Below are 12,063 nucleotides of genomic sequence, written 5' to 3'. Positions count from 1 at the left end.
TTAGCGCGCTACCCCTGACAATCGAGCAGCACCGCCCCGCTGCGGTGTCCGGCCTCGACCAACTCATGCGCTTTCGCGGCGTCAGCGAGCGGCAGGACCGTGTCGACTGGGCAGCGTAGCGCACCGTCTTCCAGCGCATGATGCAGTCGGGTGATCGCCTGTTCGCGCGGGCCGGTGGGCAGCAGGTAGATCAGGATGATGTCGATGGTCACCGCTTTGAACAGCAGCGGGTAGAAGGGCAGCGTGGGCGACATTTCCCCCGCCGAGCCATAGGCGGCAATGCGGCCATTGGGGGCGATGACTTCGGTATCGGTGGTGAGGTTCAGGCCAAACTCTGTCTCGACGATGGTCTCGACAGGCTTGCCGCCGTTGGCGTCCTGAACGGCACGGGCGAGGTCGGGATCGGCGTAGTTCAGCACCGCATCGGCACCGGCGTCACGGACCAGATCATTGTCGCGCGGGCTGCAGGTGGCAATCACCTTGGCCCCGCCCCATTTCGCCAGTTGCACGGCGAGGTAGCCCACCGTGCCCGCCCCGCCTTGAATGAGCACCGTCTCCCCGGCCACACCGCCGCCGCCGAAAACGGCGTGGCAGGCGGTCAGCCCCGGAATGCCAAGCTGCGCCCCAACCTCGGTCGAAACACCTTTGGGAAGCGCTACAGCCTGATGCGCAGGCAGGGTGATCTGCTGGGCCGCAGTGCCAAAGGCGCGCTGCCATTGGCCATTCCAGACCCAGACCTTTTGACCCACACGGGCAGAATCGACGCCCGCGCCGACGGCGATGATCTCTCCCGCGCCGTCGCTGTGGGGGATGACCTGTGGAAAGGGTGGTTTGGTTACGCCCGGGCGCGTGCCTGCGCGGGCCTTGACGTCAGAGGGGTTCACGCCCGAATGGCTCAGCGCCACGCAGACCTCTCCGGGTTGCGGCGCGGGGCTTTCGATATCCGTCAGCTGCAGCACATCTGCGGCGGCTCCGAACTGGTCATAGGTGATGGCTTGCATGGCGCTCTCTCCGGCTTGAAATTTGCCGGCAGAGTGGCGCAAGCGCCGGGATCATGCAATTGGCGCGATAGGCAGACCTACTCGCGCAGTTCCTTGGGGCCGACACCCCAAAGCCGCACTTTCGGCGCCCAGCCGGTAAAGCCGCCCGAGCGCAATTCGCACCACTCCAACGTGCATTCGCCCAAACGGGCCACCACGCCCAGTTCCAACCGCGCCACGACGGCGGCCTTTGGGTCGGGGTTGACGTGAAGTTGCAGCATGTCTTGTTCAACCAGCACGGTGCGCGTGCCCGACAGAAGTGAATAATGCACCCAACCGCCCATACCGTCGCGGTCTTCGATCCGGCGCCAGTGGCCGTGTTCGGCGGTGATCCTGAGCGGCAGGTCGCGGCGTTTGTACACCCAGTCAATGCGATGCGACAGGGACGGGCCACGGCGCACGTTGCCCTCGGAAGCTTTGAGCGAAACGAAACGGGGGAGGGGAAGGTTCGTAACCTGTCCGCGCGCCTCTTCTGTAGCGCCGGGGGACATCTGTGCCAAAAGCAGCGCGCCCACCAAAAGGGTGCTGCGAAGAAAAGCGGTTATCATGGAGTTGCCTGCTATGCGGTTCACTGCTGTGGGTCGGTGCTGTGCAAATCTGCGGGTTATTGTTGCTCTTTTTCCGGCGCGAGTTCTTGTGCCTCGTCGCTGCATGAGACACCATGCCTGTGAAACGAGGCGACGCCAAGACCGGGAGAGCAGGCATGTCAAAGAAGCGGTTGAGTGTTGTAGTGACGCGACGGTTGCCAGAGGCGGTGGAAACACGGCTGTCAGAGCTGTTTGACGTGACCTTACGCGAAGATGACAGGCCCATGACCCGCGAGGAATTGGGCGCGGCGATGCGCCAAGCGGATGTGCTGGTGCCGACGATCACGGATGAGATCGACGCGCCGCTGATCACGCAGGCAGGCGAGCGGTTGAAACTGATCGCGAATTACGGTGCGGGGGTTGACCATATCGACGTGGCCACCGCGCGCCAGCGCGGCGTGCTGGTGTCCAATACCCCCGGCGTGCTGACCGACGATACCGCTGATATGACCATGGCGCTGATCTTGGCCGTGACCCGCCGCATGCCCGAAGGCATGGCGGTGATGCAGTCCGGCAATTGGGATGGCTGGGCGCCGACGGCCTTGATGGGCGGTCGGGTCGGCGGGCGGCGTCTGGGCATTCTGGGCATGGGCCGGATCGGTCAGGCCGTGGCGCGCCGGGCGCGGGCCTTTGGCATGCAGGTGCATTACCATAACCGCAAACGTCTGCGCGAAGAGGTCGAGAACGCGTTAGAGGCCACCTATTGGGACAGCCTTGATCAGATGGTCAGCCGGATGGACGTGATCAGCATCAACTGCCCGCATACGCCGAGCACCTTTCATCTGATGAACGCGCGCCGTTTGGGGCTGATGAAGCGTGACGCGGTGATCGTGAACACCTCCCGCGGCGAGGTGATCGACGAGAACGCCCTGACGCGGATGCTGCGCGCCGGTGACATCAAAGGCGCGGGGCTGGACGTCTACGAGCATGGCCGCGAGATCAATCCGCGCCTACGAGAGCTGAAGAACGTCGTGCTGTTGCCTCATATGGGGTCGGCCACGTTGGAAGGTCGGATCGAGATGGGTGAGAAGGTTTTGATTAACATCAAGACTTTCGATGATGGCCACCGTCCGCCGGATCAGGTTGTGCCCTCCATGCTGTAAGCCCGTGTAGGGCGACGGCGGTATGGCGGCTATTGAGTAAAAGTATTTTCGCAAGTTGCGCCCGCAGGGCTTCCTGCGGCGCACAGACGCTGTTTGGAGATGGAAATTGACGAAGATCGCAGAACTGCCGCGCAATGAGGCGGGCCTTGCAGCCGCGCTAGAGGAATTGAGCCAAGTCTTTGGGGATAATCTGCTGACCGGTCAAGCCATTCGCGAGCAGCACGGCCACACCACCACATGGATCAAAACGCAGGCACCTGACGGGGTGGTCATGGCGGCCTCCACCGAAGACGTGGCGCAGGCGGTGCGCATCTGTGCAGCGCATAAGGTGCCGGTGATTGCCTTCGGTACGGGAACCTCGCTGGAAGGTCATGTGAACGCCCCCGCTGGCGGCATCTGCATCGATGTGATGCAGATGGACCAAGTGCTAGAGGTCAACGCGGGTGATCTAGATTGTCGGGTGCAGCCCGGCGTGACCCGTGAAGCACTCAACACCCATCTGCGCGATCAGGGGCTGTTTTTCCCGATCGATCCCGGTGCCAATGCCTCGCTCGGTGGGATGACGGCGACACGGGCCAGCGGCACCAATGCGGTGCGCTATGGCACGATGAAAGACAATGTGCTGAGCCTTGAGGTGGTCATGGCCGATGGCCGGGTGATCCGCACCGGGGGCCGGGCGCGGAAATCCTCGGCAGGGTATGATTTGACCCGGCTGATGGTCGGCTCGGAAGGGACGTTGGGGATCATCACTGAGATCACGCTGCGTTTGCAGGGCGTTCCCGAGGCGATCTCCTCGGCGCGTTGTTCCTTCCCGACGGTGCAGGCGGCCTGCGAAACGGTAATGGCGGTCATCCAATATGGGCTCCCCGTGGCGCGGATTGAGCTTTTGGACGCCGATGTGGTGAAGGCCGTGAATGCCTATTCCAAGCTGACCTTGCCCGAAACCCCGCTTTTGTTGTTGGAATTCCACGGCTCTGACGCCGGGGTTGTCGAACAGGCCGAGACTTTTGGCATGCTGGCCGAAGAATTCGGCGGCACCGGCTATGCGGCGACCACCACGCCCGAAGAGCGCAAGAAGCTTTGGCAGGCGCGGCATGATGGCTATTGGGCGGTGCTGGCGCTGCGGCCGGGGTGTAAGGCGGTGGCTACAGATGTCTGCGTGCCAATCTCGCGCCTCGCTGACGCCGTGGTGGCCGCGCAAGTCCGGGCGGAGGAATTAAAGCTCATCGCGCCCATCGTGGGCCACGCGGGGGACGGGAACTTCCATGCATCACTGTTGATCGACATGGACGATGCCGACGAGGTGGCGCGGGGCGAGACCTTCGTGAGTTGGCTGGCGGAATTGGCGATCTCCATGGATGGCACATGCACCGGCGAACATGGGATCGGGCAGGGCAAGCGGGCCTATCTGAGCAAGGAATTGGGCGCTGCGGTGGATGTCATGGCGACCCTCAAGGCGGCGCTGGATCCGGACAATATTTTGAATCCGGGGAAGATCCTGCCGGGGTGATGTAGGGTGGCCTGCCCTGATGCCGTGCGGCGGGAAATGGGGTGCACGGTATTTGGAAAAGGATGAAGTTGGGGGAGGGGCGCCCCAACGCGGGATTGGCGGGTTTGGTGAGGTGAGGTCGGTTTCTGGCGATGTTCGGTCGGCTGGTGCCTGCGGCTTCTTGCCTTGCTGCGTACAACGGGGATGAGCCTAGCGCAGAGGGATTGGCACATGAAAACGCAAGTCAAAGCATTGGTTGTCGGTGGCGGCGCGGTTGGCACCTCGATTGCCTATCATCTGGCGAAGGCCGGGTGGGATGATGTGATGCTCTTGGAGCGCGATGAGTTGACCTCGGGCTCGACGTGGCATGCGGCGGGGCTTTTGCCTTTGTTCAACATGTCTTTTGCCACCACGCATATCCATCAGTACTCGGTCGAGTTTTATAAGACGTTGGAGGCTGAGACCGGGCTGAATGCAGGGTTTGCCGTGGTGGGGAATCTGCGGATGGCCCAGACGGATGCGCGGATGGATGAGTATATGCTCTATGCCTCGACCGCGGAGACCTGTGGCGTGCCGTATGAATGGCTCACCCCCGATGAGATCAAGGCAAAATGGCCGTTGATTGAGACGGCGGACCTGAAGGGCGCGCTTTATCACCAGACGGACGGCTATATTAACCCCGCCGATGTGACGATGGCGATGGCCAAGGGCGCGCGGCAGCGCGGTGTGGCGATTGAGCGTAAGTGGCAGGCGGATGCGTTTGAATGGAATGGCACCCATTGGGAGGTGACCTGCACGAAGATGGTGGAGAAGGGCGGTAACCTTGTACCGTCGGAGGAGCAGATCGTTATCACTGCCGAGCATGTGGTTACCGCGAGCGGCAACCATGCGCAGCGCACCGCGCGGATGCTGGGGATCAAGATGCCTGCGATTCCCGTGGAACATCAGTTCATTGTCATGGACCGCGATCCGGCGCTGGTGGATTACCGCGCGGCGGGGAATGTTGAGCATCCGGTGATCCGTGACGCGGATGCGCAAAGCTATGTGCGCGAGGAGCGCGGCGGCTGGATTCTAGGGGTCTATGAGAAGAACGCGCCGGCGCGGTTTGAATATGGGGTGCCGGATAGTTTCCGGGCGGATCTGTTTCAGTTGGATTTGGAGCGGATCGAAGATCAGTATATGGCGATGAACCACCGCATCCCCTCGGCTGAGAATTGCGGGTTGAAGGACGATTTCAACGGGCCGATTTGTTACACGCCCGATGGTAATCCGCTGGTGGGGCCAGCGCCGGGGCTGCGGAATATGTGGCTGGCTGAAGGGTTTTCGTTCGGGATCACTGCGGCGGGGGGCACAGGGTATTATCTGGCCCAGATGATGGTTGAGGGCGAAGCCGAGATCGACATGGCGAGCCTTGATCCCAAGCGCTACGGCGATTGGATGACCACGGAATATGCCGCGCGGAAGAACGAAGAAGCTTACGACCACGTTTATATCTTGCACCACCCGGATGAGGAGCGCCCGGCTTGCCGTCCGCTGCGGACCTCTCCGGCCTATGATCGGCAGGCGGCGCGGGGGGCGCAGTTTGGGCAGGTGAATGGTTGGGAACGGCCGAATTACTACGCGCCCGAGGGGTTTAGCGATCATGACAGCCGCTCGTTCCGGCGCGGGGGCTGGTGGCAGCACGCGGTGGAGGAAGCGCGGGCTATTCGTGAGGGGGTGGGGCTGATTGATGCCACGGCCTTTACTAAGCATCTGGTGCGCGGGCCGGGCGCGACGGCGTTTTTGGATTGGTTTACCTGTAACAAGCTGCCCTCGGTGGGGCGGATCAATCTGACATATGCGCTGACCGGGGCGGGCACGACGCGAACGGAATATACCATCGTGAGGTTGGCGCAGGATGAATATTATCTTGTCTCAGCCGGGGCTTGGACCGCTTATGACAGTGATTATCTGCGCAAGGCGATTGCCGATAAGATGCCTGAGGTGGGCTATATTGAGTGCCATGACGTGACAACGCAGTGGGGCGTTTTTGCGATTGCAGGGCCAAAATCGCGCGATGTGCTGCGGGACTTGGTACGCGATGCGGAGCCGGAAACGGTGCTCAGCAACAAGCGTTTTCCGTGGCTGACCATGCGCAACATTGAGCTGGGCATGGTGCCGGTGCGGGCCATCCGGGTGGCCTATACGGGCGAGTTGGGCTGGGAGCTGCACCACCCGATTGAGATGCAGAACCATCTGTTTGATGCGCTGGAGAAGGCAGGCGCGCCGCATGGCATGAAGCTGGTTGGTGCGCGGGCGCAGAACTGGCTCAGGCAGGAGAAAAGCTACCGCGCCTTTGGCAACGAGTTGGGCCGTGATGCGACACCGTTGGAGGCCGATCTGCCGCGTTTTGTGGACCTCAGTAAAGAGTTTCACGGGAAGCAGGCGATGGTCGATCATGGCATCCGCGTGAAATGTGTGACGCTGCTGATTGATGGGCCGGAGGATGCGGATCCCTGGGGGCGTGAGGTATTGTATAACGGCGAGCGTCGGACCGGGCGGCTGACTTCGGGTGGCTATTCCGTCGCATTCGGCAAGAGCATTGGCATGGGCTATGTGCAAGTTGAAGATGCGGTGGTAGGCCAGAAGCTGAAGGTAAAGATGCTTGATCAACTGTGGGAGGCCGAGGTGGTTCAAGACAGCCCCTATGATCCGAAGAACCAGCGCATCCGGGCGGATATTTGATCCGCCGGGGGCTGCTTGCTTTTTTCTGTGTGCTGGCGCTGACGGCAGCGCTGCTGCGGGACAATCCGGTTGTCAGCGCCGCACAGGGCTATGCGGCGGATGTGGCGACGACGGCGGCGGCGAGTTATGTCACGCTGCGCACGTTGAACGCCTTTTTGTCGACCGCGCAGGAGATCGAGGTGGGGCTCTCGTTCATTGCCTCCGGCTCGGCGCGGCCTTTGAAGGTATTGGAGCCGATTGACGACACTGTAGAGCGGATCGCGGGGCTGGTTTTTGGCGTGATGGTGGCCACGGGGGTGATCGCGGTGGCCTTGGGGCCGGTGAGTGCGATTGGTTTGGGATTGCTGGCGGTTGCATTGGCTGTCTGGGCAGTCAGTAAACGCGGCCATGCGGGGCTGCCGCGGCGGTTGGCGTGGTATGGTGGATTTTTAGGGTTGGCTTTGCCTCTTGCGTTGGTGGTGTCGGAGCCGCTGGCAGGCCAGCTTACCGAGGTGGTCTATCTGCGCAATATGGAGGTGATCGAGGAGATCACCGCCCGCGTCGGTGGCAGTGGGGCTTTGGGTGAGGAAGAGCCGGGTCTGACCGAGTACCGGCAGCTTGCCAGCAATCTTTGGAGCCGGGCGGATGAGCTGATCGGCGCCTTGTTGGCCGTGTTGGGCGTGCATGTGTTTCGGATATTTTTGCTGCCGCTGTTGCTGGTGGGCGGGCTTTTCGTCGTGGCGCGGCATTACGCGCGAGATTGAGGCCCGCCGCCAGCGTTATGTGCGGGGCCGATGTGGTGCAGCGGTATTTAAGAAAGGATGAATGAGGGGGGATGCGTTCCCCCCTTTGGCGTTAGCGCAGGGCGCGGGTGGCGACCCAGTTTTGCCACTCGGCGCGGCTGCCGGAGAAGGCGTTGATGTCTACGTCACCGCCGATGCCGGGAACGATGCCGGTGGCGCTATATTGCCAGAAGCGCCAGGTTTGGCCGGGATAGGCTTCGGCAGGGGCTTTGGCGGTGGTGCGCAGCCAGAAGTCATAGCCGTTGAAGCCGTCGAGGTCATTTTCGCGGTAGAATTTGGGTGTGGTGTAGATGATGGGGCGTTGGCCGTAGTGACGCTCGACCACATTGAGCCAGCGGCGCATCTGGTCGCGGACTTCGGCTGCCGGGGGGCGGATGTGGGCGCAGGTGGGAGAGAAGGGGTTCCATTCCATGTCGAGCACCGGGGGCAGCATGCCGGGGGTGCGCGGCACGTTGCGGATGAACCAGCGGGCCTGATCCTCGGGTGAGGTGCAGAAGTAGTAGAAGTGGTAGGCGCCGCGCTTTACGGCCGCTTGACCCGCGCCTTGCCAGTGGGTGTCGAAGTTGATGTCTTTCAGGTCGCCACCTTCGGTTGCTTTGATGAAGGCGAAGTTCACGCCGTTTTGCCGGGCGGTATTCCAATTAATGTTGTTTTGAAAACGGGCCACGTCGATGCCGTGGACGGGATAGGATTGCGGGTTGCGACCGTTGAAATCCACCGGATCGCTGTCGCTGAATTTTGCTGTGAAGAGCACGCCGGGGGCCGCCGGGGGTGGGGCGCTTGGGGCGCCGCAAGCGGCGAGGGTCAGAAGCGACAGGATCAAAGCACGGCGGAGCATCATGGGCTGGGGTTTCCTGCGATAAAGGCGAGATTGTTGGCGGGCATGTCCACCTCATCGATGGGGCTGAGCCCAGCATCGCTGAGCCAGCGGGCCATGTCGAGGTTGTCTTTGTAGCCGATCATTGGGTCGGCTGCGCGCAGTTCAGCGTCAAAGCGGGTGTCGCCGGGAGAGGTGAGTTCGCCTGCGCGCTTGAAGGGGCCGTAGAGGATTAGCTTGCCGCCGGGGGCGAGGGCTGCGGCGGCTTCGGTGATGAGGCATTGCGTGGCGGGCGTTGAGATCAGGTGGAGTAGATTGGCGAGCATGATGAGGTCGAAGGGGCCATGCTCGGCAGCCCAGCCGGGTAGAGTCGCATCGAGCGGTAGGGCAGGCGCGATGTTGAGCAGGTCTGCGTCGGCGGCATGGGCGTTGATGCTGGCGCGGCGGGCGGTGTCGATGTCGCTGGGGTGCCAAGTGAGGCGGGGCAAGCGTTTGGCGAAACCGACCACATGTTGGCCGGTGCCGCTGGCGATTTCCAACGCGCGGCCTGTTGGTGGGGCGTGAACTGCGAGCAGATTGCAGAGCGCGTCGAGGTTGCGTGCGGCGGCGGGGGCAAAGAGCCGGTCGCCGCCGGCGTTCTCGGCGACGCTGGCACTGGGCGGAAGACGTGTCATGTCTGTTCTTCCAGCCGGTCTGTCGCGGGCGGGGGCGTGGGCGAGAGGGCCGCAATCGCGGCGTAGGTCTGCGGTGTCATCTGGTAGGTCAGCGCGGCCAGCGAGGGTTCAAGCTGTGCCAGAGAGCGGGCGGAGATGATCGGTGTTGGTGCCGTTGGATGTGCCGCGGCCCAAGCCACGGCGAGGGTCGCAGGGTGGGTGCCGAGATCGCGGGCGAGGGCGGCAAGACCGGCAGCAGCTCCGTGCATCGCTTCTTGGCCGTAGCGGGCGGCATAGCGGTCATCTTCGCTGAGGCGACCTGTGCCCCCGGTGGCGTATTTCCCGGTCAGCAGCCCACCGCCCAGGGGGGAGTAGGGCGCGACGAGGATGTCGAGGTCATGGGCCATGGGCAGGATTTCCACCTCGGCCTGACGTTTGACGAGGTTGTACATCGGCTGGATCACCGTGATCTCTAGGCCGAAGTCGGCGGCGATATGGGCCGCTTTGACGACCTGCCATGCGGCGAAGTTTGACAGGCCTACTTTGCGAATGTGGCCCTGCTGTTTTACCTCGGCCAGCGCGGCGAAGCTTTCGGTCAGCGGTGTGTCTGGGTCGAAGCGGTGCAGGTAGAGCACATCAAGCGTATCAAGCTGCATCCGCTGGCGCGACGTTTCGGCAGAGGCGAGGATATTGGCGCGACCTGCACCGCCGGTATAGGCGGCTTTGGTGGCCACGATCAGGCTGTCGCGGCGGTCTTGCACGAACTGGCCCAGCAGCGTTTCAGAGGCGCCATCGGTATAGACATGCGCCGTGTCGAAATGGGTGATCCCCGCCGCGATACAGGCGTCGAACATCGCGCGGGAGGCCGCCGCATCGGCGCGGCCACCGAATTGCATCGTGCCGAAGGCGAGGCGGCTGGCGGGGGTGCCGTCAAGGCTGGTGAGCATCCGGTTCATGCACGATTGGTGGCATGGGTGCCGCCCGCGCGCAATGGGTTTGGCGCGGGGCAGGCGGTGGGGCGCTAGGCGTCTTGCGGCTCGCCTTTCTCGAGCGCGCGTTGATAGGCGGGGCGGTTGTGGATCATCTCTACAAAGCCCTTGAGGGCCGGATAATCTGCGCCGCGGCCTTGGCGCATGGCGACTTCGGCAGGAAAGCTGAGCATGATGTCCGCCGCCGAAAGCGTATCTTGTACGAAGTGGCCGGAGGGGCGCACGAGGCTGTTCATATAGCTGTAGTGGTTGTCCAACTCGGAACTGATACGCGGATGTAGGGGCGCGGCGGCATCGCCCAAGCGCGAGACATAGAGGTTCAGCAGGATCGGCGTCATGGCAGAGCCTTCGGCGAAATGCATCAACTCCGTATGGCGCAGGAAAGCGGGCGTGTCGCGCTCGGGGATCATCTCTGGCGCAAAGCGGGTGCAGAGCAGATCAACGATCGCGGCGCTTTCGACAACCAACTGGCCGTCAATCTCGATCATCGGGGATTTGCCCAGAGGGTGCACCAGTTTCAATTCGGGCGGGGCGAGGTTGGTTTTGGCATCCCGTTGGTAGCGGATGACGTCGTAGGGCTGATCCAACTCCTCAAGCAGCCAAAGGATGCGCTGTGAGCGGGAGCGGTTGAGGTGGTGCACGGTGATCATGGCAAGGCCTTTCACGGAGTGGGAAGGCCGAGCCTAGCAACACCGACACGGGCCGCAATGAAAAAGGGGCGCGCGGTTGCCCGTGCGCCCCTGTCATCTGTCAGCCCGTTCGACTTATTGCGGAATCGTGCCTTCGATGCCTTCGACATAGAAGTTCATGCCCGCGAGCGTGCCGTCATCGGCGGTCTCGCCTTCGGCCAGCCACGCGGAGCCGTCCTGCTTGTTGATCGGCCCGGTGAAGGGGTGGTAGTCGCCCGATGCGATCTTGTCTTTCAGTTCCAGCGCTTCGGCTTTCACGTCCGCAGGCACAGCGTCAGAGATCTCGCCGATGCCGACCATGCCCGGCCCAATGCCGTCCCATGTGTCTTTGGATTCCCATGTGCCATCCATGACCGCTTTGACGCGGTCGATGTAGTAGGGCGCCCAGTCGTCGATGATCGAGGAGACGCGCGGCTTGGGGCCGTATTGCGCCATGTCGGAGGCTTGACCGAAGGTGATCACATTGCCCGCTTCCTGTGCCGCTGCTTGGGGAGCTGTGGAATCGGTGTGCTGCAGCACCACGTCGGCACCCTGTTCGATCAGCACCTTGGCGGCGTCGGCTTCTTTGGCCGGATCAAACCATGTGTAGGCCCAGACGATTTTAAACTGAACGTCGGGGTTCACTTTCTTGGCGTGGATATAGGCGGAGTTGATGCCGCGGATCACTTCGGGGATCGGGAAGGAGCCGATGTAGCCGATGATGTTGCTTTCGGTCATCGAGCCCGCGATGTGGCCCTGAATGGCGCGGCCTTCGTAGAAGCGCGCGGAATAGGTCGAGACGTTGTCGGCGCGTTTGTAGCCGGTGGCGTGCTCGAACTTCACATCGGGGAATTTCTTGGCGACGTTGATCGTGGGGTCCATGTAGCCAAAGGACGTGGTGAAGATCAGGTCCGCGCCGTCGAGCGCCATCTGGGTCATCACACGCTCACTGTCGGGGCCTTCGGCAACGCTTTCAACAAAGACGGTCTCGACCTTGTCGCCGAATTCTTCTTCGACGGCCAAGCGGCCTTCGTTATGCTCGTAAGTCCAGCCGCCGTCGCCCACGGGGCCAACAAAGACAAAACCGACCTTGGTCTTGTCTTGGGCCATCGCACCGGTCGCGAGGCCAAGCGCCATGGCGGCGCTGGTCATAAGGGTGGTTAGTTTCATGAGGTTTCCCCTGTTTACGTGCCCCTTGCCGGGGCTTGATG

11 protein-coding genes are annotated in these 12,063 nt (G+C 62.4%); 4 read left to right on the top strand and 7 right to left on the bottom strand.

Annotated features, from left to right (window positions below):
• Window positions 1-8 precede the first annotated feature (8 nt).
• Window positions 9-1,001, bottom strand: a complete 993-nt coding sequence (locus tag DSM14862_RS13810; RefSeq protein ID WP_040700625.1) for an NADPH:quinone reductase — start codon at window positions 999-1,001, stop codon at window positions 9-11.
• A 77-nt stretch (window positions 1,002-1,078) separates the two neighbouring features.
• Window positions 1,079-1,588 (bottom strand): SH3 domain-containing protein, encoded by a 510-nt coding sequence (locus tag DSM14862_RS13805; RefSeq protein WP_007117887.1) that lies wholly within the window; start codon window positions 1,586-1,588, stop codon window positions 1,079-1,081.
• A gap of 155 nt (window positions 1,589-1,743) precedes the next feature.
• Between DSM14862_RS13805 and DSM14862_RS13800 the strand changes: the two genes are divergently transcribed.
• From DSM14862_RS13800 to DSM14862_RS13785, 4 genes are all read left to right on the top strand, one after another.
• Window positions 1,744-2,730 (top strand): 2-hydroxyacid dehydrogenase, encoded by a 987-nt coding sequence (locus DSM14862_RS13800; protein WP_007117886.1) that lies wholly within the window; start codon window positions 1,744-1,746, stop codon window positions 2,728-2,730.
• Between the two features lie 106 nt (window positions 2,731-2,836).
• Window positions 2,837-4,240, top strand: a complete 1,404-nt coding sequence (locus DSM14862_RS13795; RefSeq protein WP_040700623.1) for an FAD-binding oxidoreductase — start codon at window positions 2,837-2,839, stop codon at window positions 4,238-4,240.
• A 210-nt stretch (window positions 4,241-4,450) separates the two neighbouring features.
• Entirely contained in the window at window positions 4,451-6,943 is a 2,493-nt protein-coding gene (locus DSM14862_RS13790; protein ID WP_007117884.1) for a GcvT family protein, read from the top strand.
• Window positions 6,940-7,686, top strand: a complete 747-nt coding sequence (locus DSM14862_RS13785) for a hypothetical protein (protein WP_007117883.1) — start codon at window positions 6,940-6,942, stop codon at window positions 7,684-7,686. The genes DSM14862_RS13790 and DSM14862_RS13785 overlap by 4 nt, the downstream gene beginning before the upstream one ends.
• A 91-nt stretch (window positions 7,687-7,777) precedes the next feature.
• Here the strand turns inward: DSM14862_RS13785 and DSM14862_RS13780 are convergent, their stop codons facing one another.
• The 5 genes from DSM14862_RS13780 to DSM14862_RS13760 all read right to left on the bottom strand — a co-directional run bounded on the left by DSM14862_RS13780 (window position 7,778) and on the right by DSM14862_RS13760 (window position 12,022).
• Entirely contained in the window at window positions 7,778-8,566 is a 789-nt protein-coding gene (locus DSM14862_RS13780; RefSeq protein WP_007117882.1) for a glycoside hydrolase family 25 protein, read from the bottom strand.
• Entirely contained in the window at window positions 8,563-9,216 is a 654-nt protein-coding gene (locus DSM14862_RS13775; protein WP_007117881.1) for a DUF938 domain-containing protein, read from the bottom strand. Before DSM14862_RS13775 ends, DSM14862_RS13780 begins: the two co-directional genes overlap by 4 nt.
• Window positions 9,213-10,151 (bottom strand): aldo/keto reductase, encoded by a 939-nt coding sequence (locus DSM14862_RS13770; protein ID WP_007117880.1) that lies wholly within the window; start codon window positions 10,149-10,151, stop codon window positions 9,213-9,215. The genes DSM14862_RS13775 and DSM14862_RS13770 overlap by 4 nt, the downstream gene beginning before the upstream one ends.
• 65 nt (window positions 10,152-10,216) lie before the next feature.
• Complete coding sequence (locus DSM14862_RS13765) at window positions 10,217-10,834, bottom strand: glutathione S-transferase family protein (RefSeq protein ID WP_007117879.1); 618 nt, start codon at window positions 10,832-10,834, stop codon at window positions 10,217-10,219.
• A 114-nt stretch (window positions 10,835-10,948) separates the two neighbouring features.
• Entirely contained in the window at window positions 10,949-12,022 is a 1,074-nt protein-coding gene (locus DSM14862_RS13760) for a BMP family ABC transporter substrate-binding protein (RefSeq protein ID WP_007117878.1), read from the bottom strand.
• Window positions 12,023-12,063 lie beyond the last annotated feature (41 nt).

This window comes from Sulfitobacter indolifex (assembly GCF_022788655.1).
Taxonomy (GTDB): domain Bacteria; phylum Pseudomonadota; class Alphaproteobacteria; order Rhodobacterales; family Rhodobacteraceae; genus Sulfitobacter; species Sulfitobacter indolifex.
The sequence above is the reverse complement of the archived record's forward strand: the minus strand, read 5'-3'. Positions and strand labels throughout refer to the sequence as shown.